This window comes from Streptomyces europaeiscabiei (assembly GCF_036346855.1).
Taxonomy (GTDB): domain Bacteria; phylum Actinomycetota; class Actinomycetes; order Streptomycetales; family Streptomycetaceae; genus Streptomyces; species Streptomyces europaeiscabiei.
In genome coordinates this window covers 6,525,368-6,548,600 of record NZ_CP107841.1, presented here as the reverse complement: position 1 = coordinate 6,548,600, position 23,233 = coordinate 6,525,368, and the positions used below count along the sequence as shown (strand labels likewise).

16 protein-coding genes are annotated in these 23,233 nt (G+C 72.6%); 6 read left to right on the top strand and 10 right to left on the bottom strand.

What is annotated here, in order from left to right:
• Positions 1-237 precede the first annotated feature (237 nt).
• On the top strand, positions 238-816 hold the full coding sequence (locus OG858_RS28710) for a hypothetical protein (RefSeq protein WP_086750816.1): 579 nt from the start codon (positions 238-240) through the stop codon (positions 814-816).
• A 398-nt stretch (positions 817-1,214) separates the two neighbouring features.
• Here OG858_RS28710 and purH read toward each other — a convergent pair whose 3' ends face one another.
• The gene (gene purH, locus OG858_RS28705) at positions 1,215-2,795 is read right to left on the bottom strand and encodes a bifunctional phosphoribosylaminoimidazolecarboxamide formyltransferase/IMP cyclohydrolase (RefSeq protein ID WP_319068102.1); all 1,581 of its coding nucleotides are present in this window, start codon (positions 2,793-2,795) and stop codon (positions 1,215-1,217) included.
• Positions 2,792-3,421: a phosphoribosylglycinamide formyltransferase gene (purN, locus tag OG858_RS28700; protein ID WP_037694330.1), complete on the bottom strand. Its 630-nt coding sequence runs from the start codon at positions 3,419-3,421 to the stop codon at positions 2,792-2,794. Before purN ends, purH begins: the two co-directional genes overlap by 4 nt.
• A 454-nt stretch (positions 3,422-3,875) precedes the next feature.
• Between purN and OG858_RS28695 the strand changes: the two genes are divergently transcribed.
• Positions 3,876-4,679 (top strand): hypothetical protein, encoded by an 804-nt coding sequence (locus OG858_RS28695; RefSeq protein WP_319068100.1) that lies wholly within the window; start codon positions 3,876-3,878, stop codon positions 4,677-4,679.
• Between the two features lie 68 nt (positions 4,680-4,747).
• Here the strand turns inward: OG858_RS28695 and OG858_RS28690 are convergent, their stop codons facing one another.
• Positions 4,748-6,865 (bottom strand): cell division protein PerM, encoded by a 2,118-nt coding sequence (locus OG858_RS28690; RefSeq protein ID WP_328544283.1) that lies wholly within the window; start codon positions 6,863-6,865, stop codon positions 4,748-4,750.
• Positions 6,866-7,138: 273 nt separating this feature from the next.
• Here OG858_RS28690 and OG858_RS28685 point away from each other — a divergent pair, with 273 nt between their 5' ends.
• Positions 7,139-8,026 carry a SigE family RNA polymerase sigma factor gene (locus OG858_RS28685; RefSeq protein WP_406201880.1) on the top strand — a complete coding sequence of 296 codons (888 nt, stop codon included), beginning with the start codon at positions 7,139-7,141 and terminating at the stop codon, positions 8,024-8,026.
• 220 nt (positions 8,027-8,246) lie between these two features.
• Here the strand turns inward: OG858_RS28685 and sucD are convergent, their stop codons facing one another.
• The 6 genes from sucD to OG858_RS28655 form a co-directional block, all read right to left on the bottom strand.
• Positions 8,247-9,131, bottom strand: a complete 885-nt coding sequence (gene sucD / locus OG858_RS28680; RefSeq protein ID WP_037694325.1) for a succinate--CoA ligase subunit alpha — start codon at positions 9,129-9,131, stop codon at positions 8,247-8,249.
• 19 nt (positions 9,132-9,150) lie between these two features.
• Positions 9,151-10,329 (bottom strand): ADP-forming succinate--CoA ligase subunit beta, encoded by a 1,179-nt coding sequence (sucC, locus tag OG858_RS28675; protein ID WP_086747897.1) that lies wholly within the window; start codon positions 10,327-10,329, stop codon positions 9,151-9,153.
• 829 nt (positions 10,330-11,158) lie between these two features.
• Entirely contained in the window at positions 11,159-12,286 is a 1,128-nt protein-coding gene (locus OG858_RS28670; protein ID WP_328544284.1) for a hypothetical protein, read from the bottom strand.
• A gap of 269 nt (positions 12,287-12,555) precedes the next feature.
• On the bottom strand, positions 12,556-13,734 hold the full coding sequence (locus OG858_RS28665; RefSeq protein ID WP_328544285.1) for a VWA domain-containing protein: 1,179 nt from the start codon (positions 13,732-13,734) through the stop codon (positions 12,556-12,558).
• A gap of 151 nt (positions 13,735-13,885) precedes the next feature.
• A complete protein-coding gene (locus OG858_RS28660) occupies positions 13,886-16,300 on the bottom strand; it encodes a DUF5682 family protein (RefSeq protein ID WP_328545299.1) in 2,415 nt (804 codons plus the stop codon).
• A gap of 314 nt (positions 16,301-16,614) precedes the next feature.
• Positions 16,615-17,769, bottom strand: a complete 1,155-nt coding sequence (locus OG858_RS28655; protein WP_319265968.1) for an ATP-binding protein — start codon at positions 17,767-17,769, stop codon at positions 16,615-16,617.
• A 133-nt stretch (positions 17,770-17,902) separates the two neighbouring features.
• Here OG858_RS28655 and OG858_RS28650 point away from each other — a divergent pair, with 133 nt between their 5' ends.
• Together OG858_RS28650 and OG858_RS28645 are read left to right on the top strand one after the other, a co-directional pair.
• Positions 17,903-19,279 (top strand): SWIM zinc finger family protein, encoded by a 1,377-nt coding sequence (locus OG858_RS28650; RefSeq protein WP_319068091.1) that lies wholly within the window; start codon positions 17,903-17,905, stop codon positions 19,277-19,279.
• A gap of 122 nt (positions 19,280-19,401) precedes the next feature.
• A complete protein-coding gene (locus OG858_RS28645) occupies positions 19,402-21,057 on the top strand; it encodes a DUF5691 domain-containing protein (protein WP_327724766.1) in 1,656 nt (551 codons plus the stop codon).
• Between the two features lie 256 nt (positions 21,058-21,313).
• Here OG858_RS28645 and OG858_RS28640 read toward each other — a convergent pair whose 3' ends face one another.
• Positions 21,314-21,730 (bottom strand): cobalamin B12-binding domain-containing protein, encoded by a 417-nt coding sequence (locus OG858_RS28640; protein WP_086754193.1) that lies wholly within the window; start codon positions 21,728-21,730, stop codon positions 21,314-21,316.
• A gap of 633 nt (positions 21,731-22,363) precedes the next feature.
• Between OG858_RS28640 and OG858_RS28635 the strand changes: the two genes are divergently transcribed.
• The gene (locus OG858_RS28635) at positions 22,364-23,224 is read left to right on the top strand and encodes a lipase family alpha/beta hydrolase (RefSeq protein WP_319068089.1); all 861 of its coding nucleotides are present in this window, start codon (positions 22,364-22,366) and stop codon (positions 23,222-23,224) included.
• The last annotated feature ends 9 nt before the right edge of the window (positions 23,225-23,233 follow it).

Here is a 23,233-nt window from a genome sequence, read left to right as displayed (position 1 = left end):
GGGCTGTTCCCGACAGCCCCGTACCCGACAGGGCGGCGGCCCGTGCCCGACATGATCAGATGTGTTGCACTTGCACAACACCCGACGAATCTCCCTGGACATCCGGCCGGGCATATAAAACGATTGGGACACAGTGCCGCGGGCACTGCCGGGGGGCGTGACCATTTCAAAAGATCCAGGGCATTCCTCCGAACCGTGCCGCGCGTCCCCGCACCAGGCAACGGAGGAAACCCCGCCATGAGCTTCGGCGACCCGAACAACCCGTACGGCCAGCCCCAGCAGCAGCCGCCCGCCCAGGGCTACGGCTACCCGCAGCAGGGCCAGCCCCAGCAGCCCGGGTACGGCTACCCGGCCGCCCCGCCGGTCTCCCAGGGATACGGGGGCTACCCGAACGCGCCCGAGACCATGCCCAGCACGGTGAACGCGGCCCGCATCATGCTCTGGGTCATCGTCGGCCTGCAGGTGATCGGCGTGCTCCTGTACGGCATCGGCGCGATCGGTGTGTCCGCGGCCAGCGACAGCACCGAGGACCCCGCCCTCGCGGAGGCGCTCGGCAACATCCCCGTCGGCCAGATGGTGGCGATCGCCATCTTCGCGGTGGCCTGGTGTGTCTACGCGATCATGCTGGCCGTGAAGTTCAAGTCCGGCGGCAGCGGCGTACGCACCGCCGCCCTGGTCTTCGGCATCATCACCGCGATCCTGGGGGTCTTCCCGTTCCTCCTGATCGGCCTGGTCCACCTGGTGCTGGGCATCCTGATCGCCGTCTTCGTCGGCAACACCAACGGCAAGGCATGGTTCAACCGCCCGCGCTACTGAGCGGCCGGGCACCCGCACGACCGAGCACCGCACCAGAAGGGCCGTGCCCCCGTACGAGGGGGCACGGCCCTCGGTGTGTTCCGCCCGGGCCCGAGCGGGTGGCTCGGATGAGGGTCTGCCCTCCGGGCCGCCCTTGACGTTCAAGTGCGACACCAAGTGGCAGCTCAACACCCGGGGCCACAACCCGGCCATCGACATCGTCGTGAACGGCAACCCCGGGTCCGACGGCTCGACGGCGCCACGTCCTCGTACTGAACCAGGCCGAGGGCTCCCTGGGCCCCGACGGCGAGGTGGGCAACCTGACCCGGTCGGCACCGCGCGAGTCCACGTAGGAGGAGGGCCCGCCGGTACGAGACCGGCGGGCCCTCCTGATGCTCGTGCGGTTCAGTGGAAGAAGTTCAGTGGAAGAAGTGCCGTGTCCCCGTGAAGTACATCGTGATCCCGGCCTTCTGTGCGGCCTCGACGACCAGCTCGTCACGGACCGAACCGCCGGGCTGGACGATGGCCTTGACGCCGGCGGCGCTCAGGACGTCGATGTTGTCCGGGAAAGGGAAGAAGGCGTCCGAGGCGACGTACGAGCCCGCGGCCCGCTCGGCCCCGGCCCGCTCCACCGCCAGTTTGCAGGAGTCGACGCGGTTGACCTGCCCCATCCCGACGCCCACCGAGGCACCGTCCTTGGCGAGCAGGATCGCGTTGGACTTGACCGCGCGGCAGGCCTTCCAGGCGAACGCCAGCTCGGCCAGCTCGTCGGCGGAGAGGGCGTCGCCGGTCGCGAGGGTCCAGTCGGCCGGGTCGTCGCCGTCCGCCTGGAGCCGGTCGGTCACCTGGAGGAGCGCACCGCCGTCGACGGGCTTGAGCTCGACCGGGTTGCCGGGCGCGCCCGCGGCCTTGAGGACACGGATGTTCTTCTTCTTGGCGAGGGCTTCGAGGGCGCCGTCCTCGTAGTCGGGAGCGACGATGACCTCGGTGAAGATCTCGGCGACCTGCTCGGCCATCTCCTTCGACACCGGGCGGTTGACCGCGATCACACCGCCGAACGCCGACAACGGGTCACACGCGTGCGCCTTGCGATGTGCCTCGGCGACATCCGCGCCGACCGCGATACCGCAGGGGTTCGCGTGCTTGATGATCGCGACGGCCGGCTCGTCGTGGTCGTACGCGGCACGGCGCGCGGCGTCCGTGTCCGTGTAGTTGTTGTACGACATCTCCTTGCCGTGCAGCTGCTCGGCCTCGGCGAGACCGCCGGTGCCGGAGACGTACAGCGCGGCGGGCTGGTGCGGGTTCTCGCCGTAGCGCAGGGTGTGCGCGCGCTCCCAGGTGGCCCCGAGGAAGTCGGGGAACTGCGAGTCGTCGGCGGGCGCGTAGGAGGACGCGAACCAGGAAGCCACGGCGACGTCGTACGCGGCCGTGTGCTGGAAGGCCTCCGCGGCGAGCCGCTTGCGCGTGGTGAGGTCGAAGCCGCCGACCTGCACGGCCGCCAGGACGTCGGCGTACCGGGCGGGGCTGGTGACGACCGCGACGGAGGGGTGGTTCTTGGCGGCGGCGCGGACCATCGACGGGCCGCCGATGTCGATCTGCTCGACGCACTCGTCGGGGGTGGCCCCGGAGGCCACGGTCTCCCGGAACGGGTAGAGGTTCACGACGACGAGGTCGAACGGCTCGACGCCCAGCTCGGCGAGCTGCTGCCGGTGGTCCTCCAGCCGGAGGTCGGCGAGGATGCCCGCGTGCACCTTGGGGTGCAGGGTCTTCACCCGGCCGTCCAGGCACTCGGGGAAGCCGGTCAGCTCCTCGACCTTGGTGACGGGGACACCGGCAGCGGCGATGCGCCCGGCGGTGGACCCGGTGGAGACGAGTTCGACGCCCGCCTCGTGCAGGCCGCGCGCGAGGTCTTCGAGGCCCGTCTTGTCGTAGACGCTGACGAGCGCGCGACGGATGCCCCGCTTGCCGCTCTCGGCCGTGACAGTGCTGTCGGCGGTCACTGGATAACTACCTTTCGTCCCTCAATGCGATAGCCGTTGCGGGCGAGCCGCCCCACGACATCGACGAGCAGCCTTCGCTCGACTTCCTTGATGCGCTCGTGCAGAGCGCTCTCGTCGTCCTCGTCCCGGACCTCCACCACGCCCTGCGCGATGATCGGCCCGGTGTCGACGCCGTCGTCGACGAAGTGGACGGTGCAGCCGGTGACCCGGGCGCCGTACGCGAGCGCGTCCCGCACCCCGTGGGCCCCCGGGAAACTGGGGAGGAGGGCCGGGTGGGTGTTGACGAACCGCCCACCGAACCGCGCCAGGAACTCCTTCCCCACGATCTTCATGAACCCGGCGGAGACGACGAGATCGGGCTCGTACGCGGCGACGGCCTCGGCGAGCGCCGCGTCCCACTCGTCACGGGTCTCGTACTCCTTGACCCGGCACACGAAGGTCGGCAGCCCGGCACGCTCGGCACGGGCGAGCCCCTCGATGCCACCGCGGTCGGCCCCGACGGCCACGATCTCGGCGCCGTAGGCCTCGACACCGGTCGCGGCGATGCCGTCCAGCAGCGCCTGGAGGTTGGTGCCGGATCCGGAGACCAGCACGACGAGGCGCTTGGCCACGGGCTTGGCGGCCACGGTGGGGCCCTTTCTACGGGTTCTACGGGGAACGTTCGGTCCGCCGAATGTGTACTTGTGCATTCATACGAATGCTTCACGTCCCCCGATACGGGGAAGTCTACGAAGCGGCCGACCGTCAGCAACGATACCGGCACACCGGACGGCCCCCGTGGGACGGGGGCGTGGCCGGAAGGTAGCGTCTGCGAGGAGCGGGCTCGGGAACGCGGTCGGTGTGCGGGGCGTTCACGGAGTGACAGCTCATGCGCTGCCGGTAGATTTCACCGCCGGGATCACTACTGGAACGACAGAGATCACGACCGGGATCACGACCGAACTCACCGCCGAGTTCACCGACGGACTCCACCGCCGCCAGGCACGCCTTCGAGTTCACCACTGAGCACACCTCCGAGTTCACCGCCGTAATCACCACCCTGTTCACCGCCGTATTCACCAAGGGGAAGACGCACTCCTGATGCCGGACCGCAGCCTCCGCCTTCCTTCGCTCCTGCTGCGCGAGCGGAGTTCCTCGCCCACGCCTCCGCGCGAGAGCGAGGACACCCCCGAGCAGTCCGGGCAGCCCGGTCGGGGCCAGGGCACGGGCTCTTCGGACGACAATCCGTTCGCGCCGCCGCCCGAGGGCACGCCCGACCGGCCGTGGCAGCCGCGCCGGCCCGACGGCCAGGGTTCCGACGACGGAACGGGGCGCGGTGGCGGTCATTCCCCCTGGGGCAGTCAGTGGAGCGACCGGCAGCCCGGCCGCTCGTCCGGCGGACCCTTCGGTGAGCGTCCGGGCGGCCAGGGCGGACCGGGTGGGCCGGGTGGGCCGGGCGGTCCCGGCCAGGGCTCCGAGGGCGGTCCGGGCAGCGGGCTGCGCTGGGACCCGACGGACCCCTCCCAGCGTCGCGCGCGGTACTCGTTGCTCTGCGGCATGTGGGCCTTCTTCTTCGCCCTCTTCGCCTGGCCGTACGTCGCCCTGCTGCTCGGCTCCCTGGCCGTGTACTGGGCCGTCAGCGCCCTGCGCGCCAAGCCCGGCACCCCGGACCCGGACCGGCCGGCGACCCCCGAGCCGAGCGGCCGTCCCCAGAAGACGGCGGCCATCAGCGGCCTGGTGACCTCCACGATCGCCCTCACCATCGTGGCCGTCACCTTCACGGCCCAGTTCGTGTACCGGGACTACTACACCTGCGTCAACGACTCCCTGACCACCACCTCCGCGAAGTCCTGCAAGGAGCTCCTGCCGGAGGGGCCGCTGCGGGAGGTGCTGGGCGCGCAGTAGGGGCGCCGAGGCAGAGCGAAAGGTGAAGGCGCGTCTGCCGGTGGTCCCGGCAGCGCGCCTTCACCACGTCAGACGGCCTCCCCGGAAGTGGGATCGGTGACGGGGGCGGGGGCGTGGCCCGGGATGGAGCCGGAGCCGGAGTGAGGGGTGCGTCCGTGCTCGTCCCGGCGGGTTGACGACGCCTCGCGCAGCGCCGCCCAGCGGGCCGCGCGGGAGTCCGGGTCCCAGACGGGCTCGGGTACGGGGGTGGTGGACTCGTAGGCGTACGGGTCGAGGGCGTCGTACGGCGCGAGGGCGTCGGTGGGGCTGATGCCGTAGCCGGAGCCGAGGTCGGCGTTGCCGCCGAAGCCCGGGCCGGGACGAGGACCGGGACCGGCGTCGGCTCTGGCCTCGGCGGCGGATGCGGAGCCGGCCGGGACCGGCGGCTCGACCGGACGCGGCTTCGCTGTGGAGAGCCACGCGGGGAACCGGCGGGAGCGTTTCGGAAGGGGCTGCGGCTGCGGCGGGTAGGTCGGCTCCGTCGACCGCTCGGTGCGCCGGGCCCCGGTTCGGGGCTCGCCCGACGCGCCGCCCGTCGTCGCGTCCCGGCCATCGGAGCCGCCCCGGACAGCCTCGGCGTCTGCCGCCCGCACAGCCTCGGGAATCGCCCCGCTCCCGGTCGCCCTCGCCCCACTCCGGGACACCCTGGCCGCCACCGGCCGCCGCTTCCGCCACCGACCGGCCCCCGCGACCACAGGCGCCCCTGGCCTCTGCCCCTGTCCGGCTCCCCGGGCCACCGGCACCGCCGACGTCTTCTTCTTCCGTGTCCGGGCCCGCATCCGCCACGACCGCGCCGTCAACGCCACCGGCATCCCCACCACACCCACCCAGGCCCCGACCGCGCCGCCCGCCTGCCACCACACCGGGCCGAAAGCGGTCAGGGCGGCGACGCCCAGGCGCCCGCCGGCGAGGAGCGCGAGGAGGGCGAAGGCGGCGGCGGACATGAGGGCCGCGAGGAAGGTCGCGGTGGCCGTGCGCCACGCTGACCACGGCTCCGTCCGGTCGGCGGCGGCCCGCGCCGCGGTGAACCAGCCGACCGTCACCCCCGCGGCGAGGGGCACCGCGCCCACCGCCCAGTACACCGGCGTCCCCCCGCCCGCCGGGACGGCCGCGAGCAGGGGGAACGGGGGCAGGAGGGCGACCGGAGCGGCTGCGGCCAGCGGGGCTGTGGTGTGTCCGGCGCCCAGCACGAAGCCGGGGCCGAGGGCGTAGGCCGCCGCCCACAGCGCCGCGTTCGGGACGAGGGCGAGGCAGAGCAGCAGTACGGCGAAGCGCCCGGACAGCCCTTCGGTGAGCTGGAGGAAGGAGTCGCGGGCCGCGCCCCCGTGCCAGACGAGGGACACGGCCACCAGCAGAGCGCCGCCGCCGGCCAGCACGAGCACACCCGCCCCAGCGGCCCGTCCGGCGGCGGCCGCGACGTGCCGTCGGCCCTCCGTCGTCGGGGTGCCGCCGAGGAGCGCGGGCAGGGGCAGCCGGGGGCAGCCGCGCGCCGCCCACACCCCCGTGCCCGCCGCGAGCGCCGCCAGCAGCGGTACGCACAGCGCGGCCCACAACCACGACGGCCGCAGCACCCCGCCCGAGGCGTACAACGTGACCGCCGCGCCGACGGTCGCGTATCCGATGACGAGCCCGGCCCACGTCGTACGGGCGCTCGTCCCGGAACCGTCGCCCGCATGGTCGCGGGCCGACCGGTGCAGGAGGACCACCGGCAGGGCGAGCAGGAAGAGAGGGACGAGGCCGACCGGGGCGGGGTCGCCGGAGAGCGTGTCGGTGCGGACGAGTTCCACGCCGTGGGAGAGCAGCCACAGCGCCGCCGCCACGTGCAGCGCCCCGTCGGGCCCGCTGTCCGGGTACGGCGAACTGATCCACAGCACCGTCACGAGGGCGACGAACGCCCCGAGTCCGAGCCCCGCCGCCAGGGCCCCGCCCAGTACGCCGGCGACGAGCTTGGGAGACCTCCGCCGCACCCGCCCGAGCAGCGGCGACCGCGGCGACAGCGGCGCCGAGTACAGGGAGGGCATGGACGCCAGGGGCCTCATGGACGCCCCGGGTGCCGTGGGGGATGCCGACCGGCCGTGGTCGTCGGGGTGGTGGCCCGGCCCCGCGGTCGGGTCGTTCGGGTCGGTCTCGTGTGTCACGTCGGCCATGCTCCCAACGACACGCGCTTTACCGGCGTAACGAAGGATTCATGCACGTGTCGCCCAATATGTGCTTATGTGCTTTTTCGTACGAGGGTTGGTCCAACGGGGGTCGCTGCTGCGGGAGGCGATCCGGTGACCGGGCCTGGGACCGGGGCAGGAGACGGGGCCGAGGCCAGGGCAGGGGGCGAAGGCGGGGCCGGAGCCAGGGCAGGGGGCGAAGGTGAGGCCGGAGCCAGGGCAGGGGGCGAAGGTGAGGCCGGAGCCAAGACGTCCGGCGAGCTGCCCGTCCGGAGCGGGGCCGAGTGGTACCAACAGCCGCTCGGCGAGGGCGACGACACCGCCGACGATCCGGATACGACCCCACCACCCCTGACACCCGGCCAGGCCTTCGACGCGCTCTACGCGTACTGTGCCCCCTCCCTCGTACAGCAGACCTATCTGCTCACCGGGCGGCGCCACCTCGCACGCGAGGCGGTGGAGCGCGCCTTCCAGCTCGCCTGGCACCGCTGGCCGGAGGTAGCCGTCGACCGCGACCCGGCGGGCTGGGTGCGGGCGGCGGCCCACGAGTACGCCCTCTCCCCCTGGCACCGGCTGCGCCCCGTCCCCCGCCGGCACCACGAACCGCCGCCGGCCGACCCCACCGGCCGCGCCCTGCTGACCGCGCTGCTCGAACTGCCGCCCCCGTACCGCCGCACTCTGGTCCTCTACGACGGCGTCGGCCTCGACCTGCCCGACACGGCCGCCGAGACGGAGTCCAGCACACCCGCCGCGGCCGGCCGGCTGCTCCACGCCCGCGCGACCGTCACGGAGCGCCTCCCGAAGCCGGTCTCGGCCGACGACCTCAGCCGTCTCCTGGCCGCGCTCCCTTCGGACATCCGCCCGGGCCCCACCGAACCACTCGCCCTCCGCGAGCGAGCCGACCTGCGCGCCCGCCGCTGGATCCACGCCGCCATCGCCTTCACCACCCTCCTGCTCACCACCACCGCCCTCACCCTCCACACCGCCCCCGACCACTACGAACGCCCGGTTCCCCCAGGCGCGCCGATCCACGGCATCCCCCCGAGAGCGGCCCCCGGCCCCCTCTCCCAACCCCAGCAGAAACTCCGCGCCAAGCTGAGAGCAGAAACGGCCGCCGGCCCGGAACGCCTGCACCCGGAGGCCCACTGAGCCTCACATCCGCCGCGCCCCGACTGCGGGCGGTCGGGCCGCCGGGGCAGGACGGGTGGGCGCGGGCGGCGCCCTGCACCACCGGTGAGCGGCACCCGCCCGGAGGCCGCCCGCCGGGGGTCCGCGCAGGCCGAGCCGCGCCTCGGATCGGAAACGCCAGCGGGCCCGTACCCCCGGACAAGGGGGGACGGGCCCGCAAAAGGCTCAGCCGAGCTGAAGATCAGCCGCCGAGGATCTCGCGCGCGAGCTTCGCCGTCTCGGTGGGCGTCTTGCCCACCTTGACGCCGGCGGCCTCAAGGGCCTCCTTCTTCGCGGCGGCCGTACCGGAGGACCCGGAGACGATGGCACCGGCGTGGCCCATCGTCTTGCCCTCGGGCGCGGTGAAGCCGGCGACGTAACCGACGACCGGCTTCTTCACGTTCGCCTTGATGAAGTCGGCGGCCCGCTCCTCCGCGTCGCCACCGATCTCACCGATCATCACGATGAGGTCGGTGTCGGGGTCGGCCTCGAACGCGGCGAGCGCGTCGATGTGCGTCGTACCGATGACCGGGTCGCCACCGATGCCGACGGCCGACGAGAAGCCGATGTCACGGAGCTCGTACATCATCTGGTACGTCAGCGTGCCGGACTTCGAGACGAGACCGATACGGCCCGGCTTGGTGATGTCACCGGGGATGATGCCCGCGTTCGACTGACCCGGGGTGATCAGACCCGGGCAGTTCGGGCCGATGATCCGGGTCTTGTTGCCCTTGGACACGGCGTACGCGTAGAACGCGGCCGAGTCGTGGACCGCGATGCCCTCGGTGATGACGACCGCGAGGGGGATCTCGGCGTCGATGGCCTCGACGACGGCGGACTTGGCGAAGGCCGGCGGCACGAAGAGGACGGACACGTTGGCGCCCGTCTTCTCGATCGCCTCGGCAACGGTGCCGAAGACCGGGATCTCGGTGCCGTCGACGTCGACGGTCGTGCCCGCCTTGCGGGGGTTCACGCCACCGACGATGTTCGTGCCGTCGGCCAGCATGAGCTTGGTGTGCTTCATGCCCGTGGCACCGGTCATGCCCTGGACGATGACCTTGGATTCCTTGTTGAGGAAGATAGCCATGGCTGTTTTCCCTCGTCCCTTACTTCGCGGCCGCGAGCTCGGCGGCCTTGTCGGCCGCGCCGTCCATGGTGTCCACGCGCTGCACCAGCGGGTGGTTGGCGTCGGAGAGGATCTTGCGACCCAGCTCGGCGTTGTTGCCGTCGAGGCGGACAACGAGGGGCTTGGTGACTTCCTCGCCCTTGTCCGCGAGCAGCTGCAGCGCCTGCACGATGCCGTTGGCGACCTCGTCACAGGCGGTGATGCCACCGAAGACGTTGACGAACACGGACTTGACGTCCGGGTCGCCGAGGATGATCTCCAGGCCGTTCGCCATGACGGCGGCGGAGGCGCCACCGCCGATGTCGAGGAAGTTGGCGGGCTTGACGCCGCCGTGGTTCTCACCGGCGTACGCGACGACGTCCAGGGTGCTCATGACGAGACCCGCGCCGTTGCCGATGATGCCGACCTCACCGTCGAGCTTGACGTAGTTGAGGTTCTTCTCCTTGGCCGCGGCCTCAAGGGGGTTCGCGGCCGCGTGGTCGACGAGCTCCTCGTGGTCGGGGTGGCGGAAGTCCGCGTTCTCGTCCAGGGAGACCTTGCCGTCGAGGGCGATGACCTCGCCGGAGGCGACCTTCGCCAGCGGGTTGACCTCGACGAGGAGGGCGTCCTCCTCGATGAAGGTCTTCCACAGCGTCACCAGGACGTTGACGATCTTGTCGGCGACCTCGGCCGGGAAGTTCGCGGCCTCGACGATCTCGCGGGCCTTCTCGGGGGTCACACCCTCGTTGGCGTCGATCGGCGTCTTGGCGACGGCCTCGGGGCGGGTGGCCGCCACCTCCTCGATCTCCATGCCGCCCTCGACGGAGGCGATGGAGAGGAAGGTGCGGTTGGTGCGGTCGAGGAGGTACGAGACGTAGTACTCCTCGACGATCTCGGGCGCGGTCTCGGCGATCATCACCTTGTGGACCGTGTGGCCCTTGATGTCCATGCCGAGGATGTCCGTCGCACGCGCGACGGCCTCGTCCGGGGTGGCGGCGAGCTTCACGCCACCGGCCTTGCCACGGCCGCCGACCTTCACCTGGGCCTTGACCACGGACTTGCCACCGAGACGCTCAGTGGCTGCGCGAGCCGCCTCAGGCGTGTCGATGACTTCACCGGCCAGCACCGGTACATCGTGCTTGGCGAAGAGGTCCCTCGCCTGGTACTCGAACAGGTCCACGCGCGTCCGTCCCTATCAGTGAGCTAGCGGTTCGTTGGATGCGTGGGCGTGCCGCGAAGGGCAACGTGACGTCCGCCGTGAGTCACAAGGGAGGCGCACACGGTGTCCGAGCGCGCGGCATGTCCGTCTCGCAGGTTATCGCTGCTTCAGGGAGGCCCCTAAATCGCGGGTCACACCTGAGCGGTGATACCTGTCACATGATGCCGCACTCACTGGCACCGCGTGCCGCGTGTGCGGGACCTCACCGGACGGGGGTACGTCCGGTGAGGTCCCTACGAGGCCCTTCGCCGGCTGCGAAGGGCCGCTGACGGGTGATCCCCTCCCCAAAGGGAGACCACCCGTCACCGCCCCCGGCTCCCGTCCGGACCGTGCCGATGGCTTTCGGTCGTCCGGGTTTCGGCCGGTGGGTCGGTTGTCCGTGACCACCCCTACGGGTTCGGGCTCAGAGGACGCGTGGGAAACGGCCGGGCGCCGGCGCCGGTCATCACGAGCGCGGCCTTCGCCGGCGTGACCTTCACGAGGGAGTGGTGGATGTCCTTCTTCATGGGTGCGGTTCCTTCGGGAAGGCGAGTCGTGGGGTGCCGGGCGGGGGCGGGGGAACCGGATGGCGGGAGCCAGGACCGGTGACCCCGCTTCTGTGGGTTGTCCGGGAGTCCGTACCGCGCCGCCGTTCGCCGTTCCGACGAGGTTCTGCTTCCGGCGGCTCCGAGTGGCTGGTGTCCGGACTTCCGGAAGCCGGGCCTCCGGGAGAGGAGGGGCAGCGGGGCGGCGGACAAACCTGGTCCGCCCCCGCACTGCAGGTGCGGCGAGGGAGGAAGGCCGGCCGGCCCTAGCCGGGGAACTCCGGGATGTCCTGGTGCCGGTCCCGGGTCCCGTTCACGGCGTCGGACTCAGGGGCGCCGGGCACGAGGCTCAGCGGCGCCCGGTCGAAAGAGGCGGCAGCCTGCGGCTCGGCGTGGCGAGGCCCGCCGTTGTCGACGGTGGAGTGCCGGCCGAGGGCACTCGTCGGAAGACCGTCGGGGCTGTGCTGCGCGGTCACCCGAACGACGGACGCGTCCCCGGCACCGGCGTCCCGGTGAAGAGCCGATACGGCCACCGCACCGCCGAAGGCGGCCTCCGGCCCGTACGCGCCGGAGGCCGGAACGGAAACCCGCTCACCGCCACTCCCGCTGTCACCGTCCACGGCCGAGCGCGGCCTTTCGGCCCCCGCCCGCCCCGGCTCCTGCGGCGTCACAAAGACGGGCAGCGACTCCACGGGCAACGTGGTCCACGCGGGCAGTTCCGGCAACTCCGGAAGCCCCGGCATCCCGGGCAGCGACGGCACCCCGGTCACCAGCGGAAGCTGCGACTGCACCTCGGCCAACCCCTCGGTGACCGACTCCACGAGATCACCCATCGGCACCACGACATGCTCGACGACAGGCCGCGACACCGAATCGGCCACAGGCTGTACGAGGTCCTCGGCCACCGGCCGTGACAGCGACACCGGGTCGGTGACCGGCCGCACGACGTCTTCGACGCCCGGCCGCACGACAAGCCCGACGCCCGGCTGCACTGCACCGTCGGTCACCGGCCGCGACACCGGGTCGGCCACCGACTGCACGACGTCCTCGGCCACCGGTCGGGCAATGCGGTCAGTGACCGGCCGTACGACCCGTTCTGTGACCGGCCGGACCGTGTGCCGCTGGACCATGTGCCGCGCGACGGCAGGTTCGTCGGTCGGCGGCCGCGCGTAACCGGCCGTTCCGGTGACTTCGGTGACGGCAGCGGTGACGGCAGCCGGGAGGGGCGGTGGAGTCGGCGCCCCCTCCGTCGCGCTCGCCCGCGCCCCGCAGAGAACGCCCAGCACGAACAGTCCGCCCACCAACAGCGCCACCCGCACCAGGCAGCGCCCGGCGGTCCCGCGCACCACGCGCAGGGCGGCACCGGCACCGGGAAGGGTGGCTGTCGAAGTCAAGACGGGGAGGACCCTCCCGTGCGACGGAACGGCGGAGTACGAGGCGAAGATGCGCGAGATACGAACACCCGTGTGAAGGCTGTGAAGCGTTGCCGATCCTCGCACGGGACTCCCGCCGTCGCGCAAGCACCCTGTCACCGACGCATGGTCATGTCCTCTTTTCCACCTCCCTTGTCCGGTTACCGACTGCCGCCACGGTCACGGCCACCTGTGTCCCGCCCCCGAGCCGCCTGAGCCGCACACCCCGGCACGTCGAGCCGCCCACCCGTTCACGCACTGTCCGGTATCGGCAACGGCCGCTTCTCGATCGCCGCCGCCATCACCTCCGGGAAGAGGTCGGGCGTGCAGGCGAACGCCGGTGCGCCGAGCCCCGCGAGGGCCGCCGCGTGCTCGCGGTCGTACGCCGGCGTCCCTTCGTCGGAGAGCGCGAGCAGCGTCACGAACTGCACCCCCGACGCCTTCATCGCCGCCACCCGCTTCATCATCTCGTCACGTATCCCGCCCTCGTAGAGGTCGCTGATCAGCACGACCACGGTGTCCGCGGGCCGGGTGATCTGCGACTGGCAGTACGCGAGGGCCCTGTTGATGTCCGTGCCGCCGCCGAGCTGGGTGCCGAAGAGGACGTCGACCGGGTCGTCGAGCTGGTCCGTGAGGTCGACGACCGCCGTGTCGAAGACGACGAGCCTGGTGCTGATGGACCTCATGGACGCCAGCACCGCCCCGAACACGGACGCGTAGACGACGGACGCCGCCATCGACCCCGACTGGTCGATGCAGAGGACGACCTCCTTCTTCACCGACTGCGAGGCCCGCCCGTACCCGACGAGCCGCTCGGGCACGACCGTCCGGTACTCCGGCAGGTAGTTCTTGAGGTTGGCCGCGATCGTGCGGTTCCAGTCGATGTCGTGGTGGCGCGGCCGGTTGACGCGGGCGCTGCGGTCGAGGGCGCCGGTGAGGGTGGCCCGGGTGCGGGTCGCGAGCCGCTTCTCCAGATCCTCGACGACCTTCCGTACGACGGCCCGCGCGGTCTCCTTCGTCGTCTCTGGCATGGCCTTGTTGAGGGAGAGGAGGGTGCCGACGAGGTGGACGTCCGCCTCCACCGCCTCCAGCATCTCCGGCTCCAACAGCAGCGCGGACAGCCCGAGCCGGTCGATGGCGTCCCGCTGCATGACCTGGACCACGGAAGAGGGGAAGTACGTCCGGATGTCCCCCAGCCACCGCGCCACGGACGGCGCCGACGCCCCCAGCCCCGCCGATCGGTCCTGCCCCGCGCGCGACTTGTCCCCCTTCCCGTACAACGCGGTCAGCGCCTGGTCCATCGCCGCGTCCCGCCCGCCGAGCGCACACCCGGTACCGTCCGCCGAGTCCCCGCCGAGCACGAGCCGCCAGCGCCGCAACCGCTCGTCCGCCGCGTCCCCGTCCGCGTCCGCATCTGCCCCTGTCGTCATCCGCGCACCCCCGCACGAGGCCGGGCCCAGAGAGGCATGACCGCCACGGTCGTCGGGCGCTCGCCCGACCGCGGCCCGTTTCCGTGATCGTGCACGTCCCTCGTACCCATCGCCTCGGCGGCCCGCCTCGGCTCGCGCAGTCCGTCGGTCGTCATCCCGCCACCCCCACAAGGTCGTTGTCGTCGGCAGTCGTCCGGCCGTCGCCGTCCAGGCCCAGCAGCAGCCGCACCACCGGCAGCACCGCGTCCGCGCGGTCGCTGTCGAGGTCGTCGGCGAAGCCGGGTATGCCGACTCCTCCGACCGCCGTGCTCCCCCGTTGGCCCGGCCCGCGCCGCACCTGTTCGCCGAGGGTCCGGCGCACCCCCGGCTCGTACGCCGAGAACGTCCGCCGCAGCAACGGCAGGACGTCCGTGAACGCGTCCCCGGACACCCCGGTGAGCCAGGCATCCACCAGGCCGAGGAGCCGTTCGTCGTGCACGAGCAGCATCCCGCCGCCGGAGCCTCCGCCGACGAAGCCCTCGATCCACGCCGCCGCGTCCGCCGGCGCCGTCCCCGGCGACAGCACGAGCCCCATGAGCCGCGCCGCCTCGTCCTGCGCCAGCTCCCCGTCGTCCAGCAGGAGTCGTACGGCTCGCCCCCGGATCACACCCGGCACGGTGTCCCGCCCGGAGAGGACGTGGAGCACCGAGTGCCAACGGCCCCGTATTCCGCCGCCGTCCCGCGCCGTGTGCTCCCCCGCGAGGGCGTCGCCGAGCAGGCCCACCGCCCCGTGCACGGCGTCGACATGGCGGCGCATCTCCTGTGCCGCCTCCGCGTCGAGCGCGGCGCAAGCGGGCGGCAGCCCGACGAAGACCCGTTCGGCGAGTCCGGCGGCGACCTCGGCCAGTGCTCGGGTGTCGGTGGCGCGGACGTCGCCGTAGCGGAGGGAGCGGACCAGGGCCGGGAGCGCCTGGGCGAGGTGGCCGACGTCGGTGTCGAGGGCGGCACGGTCGGCGAGCACGCGCATCACCACCGGCAGGGCGTCGGGGAGTTCGGCGAGGAGGCAGCGCTCGGCGAGGCCGGTGATGTCGGCGAGCGACCCGGCCGTGACGGCGTCCGTCACGGCCTTGGCGGTCGCCGCGGAGAGCACGGTCGTCCCCCAGACCCCGGCCTCGGCGACCCGCACCGACAGCTCCGGCTCCCAGCGCAGCCGCCAGGTCTCCCGGAACGTGCCCGTGCTGCCGCGTGAGGTCGCCGGCTCGCCCCACTCGACGCGGAGCAGCCGCAGCCGGTGCAGCAGGCGGCTGCGCTCCGCGTCGTTCTCCTTCCGCAGGTCGAGCTCCAACTCCCGCTCCAATGCCTCCGGCTTGAGCCGCAACCGCCGCTGGAGCCGTGTGAGGTCCCGCTGCAACGGCACCGCCGGCGCCGACTCGGGCACCTCTCCCAGGACATCACCGACCACCAGCCGGTCCTGCACCAGGGACAGCGGTACGTCCGATCCGTCGCACATCACCGCGCGTACCGCGTCGGTGGTCTCGGTGAGCCCCGGCAGAGGGCGCCCGCGCATCGCGGCGAGCGTGTCGGCGAGCCGTACCGCCTCGATGACGTGTGCGGCGGAGACGATCCGGTCCTCCTCGCGCAGCATCCCCGCCACCTTGGTCAGCCAGCGCTCCACGGGACGGTCGGGCACGCCGAACAGATGTCCGTACCAGCCCGGGGAGTCGATGCCCGCCCCGTAGCCGCTGCCCCTGGCCAGTCTCCGGTTCGTCCACGGCACCCAGGTCATGTCGGTCCTGACCTTGGGCAGCCCCTTCAGCAAGGACCGGTCGGCGGCCACCGTCCGCCTCTCCCGCAGTGCGGGAACGTGCCAGGCCCCGCACACGACGGCCACGCGGTCGTCCCCGAACTCCTTCTGCGCGGCCCGCACCTGCAACCGCATGTATGCCTCGCGCACCGGATCCCGGTCGCGCCCCCCGGTCCCGTACACCTCCCGCAGCGCCCCCATGGCCTCCTCCAGCACGGCGAACGGGGCGAACACGTCCCCGCCCGTCCCTCGGTGCTCGACCACGTCCTCCCACCACCGCTCGGCATCGTCATACCCGGCGGCTTCGGCGAGCGCGGCGAGCGGATCACCCCGGAGAGCCTCGTCCGCACCGCCCCCGGCCGGAACCTCGTCCGCTCCTGGTGCCGTCCCCTCGCCCGGTGCCGTCTCCTCGGTCGGCTCGTCCGGCCGCGAGGTCGGACCGCCCGGCTCGGCGGCGGCAGCCTCCCCCCTCCCCCAGGCCAGCGTGTGGCCGGCCGGCAGGTCGATGAAGCGGGCCGGAACTCCGTGGGCCAGGGCCCATCGGATGGCCACCCACTCCGGGGAGAACTCGGCGAAGGGCCAGAAGGACGAGCGGCCGGGCTCGTCGACGGCGTGGGCGAGGAGGGCGACCGGGGGCCGCATGTCCTCGTCGGCGGCGAGCGGGACGAGCGCGTCCGCCTCCGGTGGCCCCTCGATCAGCACGACCCGGGGCCGGGCCGCGTCCAGCGCCGCCCGCACGGCCCGCGCCGACCCCGGCCCGTGATGCCGCACCCCGAGCAGCAACGGCCCACCACCGGCCACCCGCACCCCACGGGCCGCCTCCGCCGCGGCGTACGCCCCCGCACCACCGACCGCATCCGTCCCGCCGTACGTCTCTCCTCCGGCGGACGCGGCGGACGCCCTCACCTCACGCCGCACTTCGCCCTCGGCATCCGCGTCCACCCCGTCACGCACCCCCGGTCCGCCCCGCGTCTCAGGTGGCGTCCTCACCCCACGCGCCACCTCCGCCCCGCCCCGCGCCTCACCCCCGGCCGCCCGGCCCGCTCCGTCGGCCAGGGCGCCGTCGCCGGTGTCCGCCGCTCCCTCCTCTCGCCCCGTCACGCGCTCACCTCGCGGCAGGCGCGGTAGAAGTCGGTCCAGCCGTCGCGCTCGCGGACGACCGCCTCCAGGTACTCCTGCCAGACGACGCGGTCGGCGGCCGGGTCGCGGACGACGGCGCCGAGGATTCCGGCGGCGACGTCTGAGGCGCGCAGGACGCCGTCGCCGAAGTGGGCGGCGAGGGCGAGCCCGCCCGTGACGACGGAGATCGCCTCCGCGGTGGACAGCGTGCCGCTGGGCGACTTCAGCTTCGTACGGCCGTCCGTCGTGACGCCGTCGCGCAGCTCACGGAAGACCGTGACGACGCGGCGGATCTCGTCGACGCCGTCGGGCACGGCCGGCAGGTCGAGGGAGCGGCCGATCTGGTCGACGCGGCGCGAGACGATGTCGACCTCGGCGTCGGCGCTCTCCGGCAGCGGCAGCACCACGGTGTTGAAACGGCGGCGCAGGGCGCTCGACAGGTCGTTTACCCCGCGATCGCGGTCGTTGGCCGTGGCGATGAGGTTGAAGCCCCGGACGGCCTGTGTCTCCTGCCCCAACTCCGGTATCGGCAGCGTCTTCTCGGACAGGATCGTGATCAGCGTGTCCTGGACGTCGGCCGGGATGCGGGTCAGCTCCTCGACGCGGGCCGTCATGCCCTCCGCCATGGCCCGCATGACGGGGCTGGGCACGAGGGCGTCGCGGCTCGGGCCGTGGGCGAGCAGCTGCGCGTAGTTCCAGCCGTAGCGGATCGCCTCCTCCGGGGTGCCCGCCGTGCCCTGCACGAGCAGCGTGGAGTCGCCGCTGACAGCAGCCGCCAGGTGCTCGGACACCCAGGTCTTGGCGGTGCCGGGCACGCCGAGCAGGAGCAGGGCGCGGTCGGTGGCGAGGGTGGTGACGGCGACTTCGACGATGCGGCGCGGCCCGACGTACTTCGGTGTGATCACCGTGCCGTCCGGGAGCGTCCCGCCGAGCAGATACGTGGCGACGGCCCACGGCGAGAGCTTCCAGCGGGCCGGCCTGGGCCGGTCGTCCTGGGCGGCCAGCGAGGCCAGTTCATCGGCGAAGGCGTGCTCGGCGTGTGCCCGCAGCACCTCACCGCCCGTACGCGTGTTCGCGGGCGCGGACTGGTTGCGGCTCGGGTCGACAGTGGTCGTTCCAGCAGACACAGGCATGGCTGAGTCCCCCTCCAGCTCGGCCGGTTCGGATCTGGGGACCACACTGCACCACACCACTGACAATCCAGTCTGACCTGCGGAAATTAGATCGCGCAAGCCAATTGTCAGTGGTGGGATCTACCTTCAGAACATGACTCAGCAGGGGGTGCGCTGGACGGCTGAGCAGGTGCTGGCATTGGCACCTGACGCAGCGTCGCGCAAAGCCGGAAGCAAACTCGCCGCGGCCGGGCCGTGGTCGGGTGCTGGCAGTTCGGACGAGGGGACGGTGTGGGGACTGTGCAAAGGAAGTGGCAGCAAGCCGTATCAGACGATCATCGACGTGGCGGACTCCACCGGGCCCGCGTACAAGTGCAGTTGTCCGAGCAGGAAGTTCCCGTGCAAGCATGCGCTGGGGCTGCTCCTGCTCTGGGCGGGCGACGACGCAGTGGTGCCGGCAGGGCAGGTGCCGGACTGGGCGCAGCAGTGGCTGTCAGGCCGCCGCACGCGCGCAGCGGAGAGGACGACGAGGACGGACGGGGCATCTGGGGCCACGTCCGCTGACCCCGAGGCCGCGCGTCGCCGGGCGGAGCGGCGTGCCGAGCGGATCACCGCGGGCGCGGCGGAGCTCGAACAGCGCCTGACCGACCTGTTCCGCGGCGGCCTGGCCGCCGCGGAACAGGCGGGGTACGGACTGTGGGAGGAGACGGCGGCCCGCATGGTCGACGCCCAGGCCCCCGGACTGGCGGCGCGGGTGCGGGAACTGGGGGCGATACCGGGCTCGGGCCCCGGCTGGCCGGTCCACCTCCTGGAGGAGTGCGCGCTTCTCCATCTTCTCGACCAGGGCTGGCTGCGCCGCGATCGTCTCCCGGACGGCCTCGCGGCCACGGTCCGCTCCCGGATCGGCCTGCCCTGCTCCCCGGACGGCCCACCGGTCCGCGACAGCTGGCTCACCCTCGCCCAGTACGACAGGTCCGACTCCACTCTCACGACCCGCCGCATCTGGTTGCACGGCACCGAGTCGGGCCGTACGGCGCTGCTCCTCTCCTACGGAGCCGCCGGCCGGGCACCCGAGCTGTCGCTGCCGGTCGGGCTGGCCTTCGAGGCCGAGGTGTCGGCCTACCCGGGCGCGGGACAGCTTCGAGCGGCCCTGGGCGAGCGGTTCACCGCGCCCGGGCCCACCGCCGTACGACCGCCGGGGATCACTCCGTCCGAAGCGGCGGCCCGCTACGGCGCGGCCCTGCGGGACGATCCCTGGCTGGACTCCGTCCCGGTCACCCTCACCCGCGTCATCCCCGCCCCGGACGGCGACTCCTGGCAACTGGCCGACGCCGACAGCGACCTCGCTCTTCCCCTCGCCCCCTCCGCCCGCTCCCGCCCCGGCCTGTGGCGCCTCATGGCCCTCTCCGGCGGCACACCCGTCACGGTCTTCGGCGAGTGCGGACACCAGGGCTTCACACCGCTGACGGCGTGGGCGGAGGAGCCGCAAGGTGCGCAGTGGCCGCCCGGGCAGGCGGTGACGCTGTGGTGAGGAGAGACGGCGGCCAGGGAGGCGGCGACGGGAGCAGCGGTTCGTCGCCTGCGACCGTCCCGGTACGGAAGGAACCCCGCATGACCAGTACGTCAGGCCCTATGACCAGTACGTCAGGCGCTATGACCAGTACGTCAGGCACTTCATCCGCTAGGGCGACCACGGCGGGGCTCACCTGGGAGGAGCTGGTCACGACCGCGTTGCTCGGGACGGATCGTCGTGCGCCGACTGTGGCGGTGCCGGGCCGGGAGGCGCCCGTGGCGTTGCTGGACGCGGCGGCCGTGGAGACCGTGCGGCGCCGGGCGGGCATACGGCCGGTGCGGGCGGCGGCGCGGCCGGAGCCGGTGGCACCGGATCGGCGTCCACCGCTGCCGCCCGCCGCGACGCGGAGACTGACGACGCTGCTGGCCGACCGGCCCGGCAGCGGTGGCGGGCGCCGGGGCACGGCACCCGATCTGATGGAACTACTGCCCCAGTGGCTGGCGTTGGCCAACGCACACGGTTACGCGCCACCTCCTCAGGCCCTGCCCGCGCTGCTGGACGCGGCGCGCGGCCGTACCGACCTGCGTCCGGCCGTCCTGGCCTTCGCGGGCGCGCGGGCGCTGTGGCTGGCCCGGCTGAACACGGACTGGCGTTTCGCGCTGCGTGCCGCGCCCGGCGGTGGCGCGGCCCTGCCCGGCCCGGACGAGTCCGAGCGGGTCCAGCGGCTCTGGCGGGAGGGCCTGTTCGCGGAGCGCGTCGCACTGCTCACGTCGATACGGGCCCGGGATGCCGCCCCGGCGCGCGAGTTGCTGTCGGCCACGTGGTCGACGGAGCGGGCCGAGGACCGGCTCATGTTCCTCGACACGCTCCGCGCGGGTCTGGAGGCTGCGGACGAGCCGTTCCTGGAGGCTGCGTTGGCCGACCGCAGCCGCAATGTGCGGGCCACGGCGGCGGAGTTGCTGTCCGCCCTGCCCGGATCGATGCTTGCGGGGAGGATGGCGAAGCGGGCGACCGCGTGTGTGGCCGTCGACCGCACGGGCAGCACGTCGGCGGCTGCCGGCACGCCCACGCTCGTGGTCGAGGCCCCGCACGAGTGCGACCCCGGCATGGAGCGTGACGGGGTGGTGCCCAAGGCCCCGGCCGGTCGGGGTGAACGTTCCTGGTGGCTGGGCCAGTTGGTGGAGGCGGCGCCGCTCGGTGCGTGGTCGCGGCGGTTCGGGGGGCGTACGCCGGAGGAGATCGTGGCGCTGCCGGTCGCGGACGACTGGCAGGGTGAGCTGCACGGCGCGTGGTGCCGGGCGGCGGTGCGGCAGCGGGACGCCGGGTGGTCGCGGGCGTTGCTGGGGACGCCCTCCATGCCGGAGGCCGGCGGGCCGGGGGCCGTGTCGCTGGCCGAGCGGGCGAAGCTGCTGGCCACGTTGGAGCACGGGGAGCGGGCCGAGTGGGTGGCGGGGTTCATCGCCACGCACGGGCTGTCGGAGGCGTTTCAGCTGCTCGGAGTGTGTGCGGTGCCGTGGGCTCCGCCGCTGGGGCGGGCCGTGGTGGACGCGCTCGACATCGCTCGGGACGCGGGGAGTTATCCCTGGAGTTTCAGCGGGGTGATGGGGCTGGCCGAGCGGTGCCTGGACCCCGCGGAGGCGGTGCGGCTCCAGCCGCTCACGGCGACGCCGGAGGACGCGGAGGACTCGGCGCCGGGGGCCGGTGGGTACTGGGCCGAGGCGTTCCAGCGGCTCGCGACGACGCTGCGGTTGCGGGCGACGATGTGGGCCGAGCTGGCGCCGCCGGGCGCCTCATAGCTCGGGGGTTCGGGTTCGCGGGCGAGCGCGGGATCGTCGTGGTTGCTCGCGCAGTTCCCCGGGCCCCCAAGAGCCCCGGCTCTTGCGGGCCTGAAAGGCGAGGGACTGCGGATCTGGAGGGAGGACGATGGGCCTTCGGGCTTGGAAGGCGACAGGACTGCCGGCCGAAAAGCACGGCCGCAGCCCCTGCTTTTCAGGGGCGCGGGGAACTGCGCGAGAAGCCCCACCTGACCCGCACCCGAACGCCCCAAAGGCCCTACGCCCCCGCAGACTGTCGGGCGTTCGCCCGCACCCACTCCACGATCGACGCCGTCGTCGCGCCCGGTGTGAAGATCGCGGCGACTCCCTTGTCCTTGAGCGGCGCGATGTCCGCCTCGGGGATGATGCCGCCGCCGAAGACGAGGATGTCCTCGGCATCGCGCTCCTTGAGGAGTTCGATGACGGCGGCGAAGAGTGTGTTGTGGGCGCCGGAGAGGATGGAGAGGCCGATCGCGTCGGCGTCCTCCTGGATCGCGGTGTCGACGATCTGCTCGGGAGTCTGGTGGAGGCCGGTGTAGATGACCTCCATACCGGCGTCGCGCAGCGCCCTCGCGATCACCTTGGCCCCGCGATCGTGGCCGTCGAGTCCCGGCTTGGCCACCACCACGCGGATCGGACCGGCTGCCACACCCATCACTGCCTCCATGAAACGACTACACCAACCCGTAACAGAACAGAGCCGCACATGTCGCGTGAATCGCGCAAACCGCGCACATCACGGCTTCAGGTCCATGGAACACCTACCCACACCGCGCGCCGGGAAAGTGAACGAACGTTATCTCCAGCATCCCGTAACCGGCAGTTTCGCGATGGAGGGCGAGGGGGAAATCACATGATGGGACACGTTCGCCGCGCACCGCTCCCGGATTCCGCGGCTCACGCGTCGCGGGGACAGAGGTGATCACGGAGGTGATCGCGGCATCCGGACCGTTTCCGGGCCGCCTGCCACAGGCCCCCGCGCGTGCGGGCCACGGGGAAGCATGCGCAAAGGAGAGTCGCCGGAAGGACGCCGCACCGCCCCACCGCCGCGGGAGATCACGGCGACCGGACGAATCGGCACCGGCAGAGGGCAGGGGCAGCGGGGGGTCAGGAGCGCCGAACCCCCCATCGCGCGATCGGCGCCTCACGCGTCGTACACGCATCGCACGTCACGCAGGCCACACGCACCGCGTCACGTCGCATCGCACCCGCCGTCCGCATCCGCGGCTCTCCACTAGGGCACACGGGGGACAGAGGCGTCCACCCGTCTGCCGACGGGAGGTCGGGCATGAAGGTCACCAGGGCGGTCGCGCCCCTTCTTCCGCTCTGCGAGCGGCTCCTGCCCACCCATCTGGCAGGCCTTTCGGTGGCCCTTCTCAAGGCGACCGCCCTGGAGTTGGCGATCCTTGCCGGACACATGCTGCTCTATCCGTCCGGGATGACGCAGGAACGCCGGATCAGCCCCACGCTCCCCCCGGCCGACACCCCCCGGCTTCCCACCGAGGAGAAGCCCCCCGTCGTCCTGCTGCACGGATTCATCGACAACCGCTCGGTCTTCGTCCTGCTGCGCCGCTCCCTGGCGCAGCACGGCGGCCGGCACATCGAGTCGCTCAACTACTCGCCCCTCACCTGCGACATCCGCGCCGCCGCCGAACTGCTCGGCAACCACATCGAGGACATCTGCGAGCGCACGGGTCAGGAGCAGGTGGATGTCGTCTGCCACAGCCTCGGCGGACTGATAGCGCGGTACTACGTGCAGCGGCTCGGCGGGGACCACCGCGTCCGTACGCTCGTCACGCTCGGCACCCCGCACGGCGGCACCCGGGCCGTGCCGCTGGCGGACGCGCACCCGATCGTCCGCCAGATGCGGCCGGGTTCGAAGGTGCTGGAGGAACTGCGGGAGCCGGCACCGGGCTGCCGTACGCACTTCGTGGCGTTCTGGAGCGACCTCGACCACGTGATGGTTCCGCCGGAGACCGCCTGTGTCGACCACCCGGACCTGATGGCGCAGAACATCCGGGTCACGGGCATCGGCCACCTCGCCCTGCCCGTGCACCCCGCCGTCGCCACCGGAATACGGCAGGCGCTCGACACCTCACGGACAGGCACCCGCACCACCGCCCGCCCCGGCGGCCTGACCGTGGCGTGAGCCCCAGAC

Coding starts and splice junctions, on each gene's coding strand:
- OG858_RS28640 (WP_086754193.1), bottom strand. CDS start 21,730: ATGGGTGTGGCAGCCGGTCCGATCCGCGTGGTGGTGGCCAAGCCGGGA.
- sucD (WP_037694325.1), bottom strand. CDS start 9,131: ATGGCTATCTTCCTCAACAAGGAATCCAAGGTCATCGTCCAGGGCATG.
- OG858_RS28710 (WP_086750816.1), top strand. CDS start 238: ATGAGCTTCGGCGACCCGAACAACCCGTACGGCCAGCCCCAGCAGCAG.
- OG858_RS28665 (WP_328544285.1), bottom strand. CDS start 13,734: ATGACGACAGGGGCAGATGCGGACGCGGACGGGGACGCGGCGGACGAG.
- OG858_RS28690 (WP_328544283.1), bottom strand. CDS start 6,865: ATGGCCGACGTGACACACGAGACCGACCCGAACGACCCGACCGCGGGG.
- OG858_RS28650 (WP_319068091.1), top strand. CDS start 17,903: ATGACTCAGCAGGGGGTGCGCTGGACGGCTGAGCAGGTGCTGGCATTG.
- OG858_RS28635 (WP_319068089.1), top strand. CDS start 22,364: ATGAAGGTCACCAGGGCGGTCGCGCCCCTTCTTCCGCTCTGCGAGCGG.
- OG858_RS28695 (WP_319068100.1), top strand. CDS start 3,876: ATGCCGGACCGCAGCCTCCGCCTTCCTTCGCTCCTGCTGCGCGAGCGG.
- OG858_RS28645 (WP_327724766.1), top strand. CDS start 19,402: ATGACCAGTACGTCAGGCACTTCATCCGCTAGGGCGACCACGGCGGGG.
- OG858_RS28655 (WP_319265968.1), bottom strand. CDS start 17,769: ATGCCTGTGTCTGCTGGAACGACCACTGTCGACCCGAGCCGCAACCAG.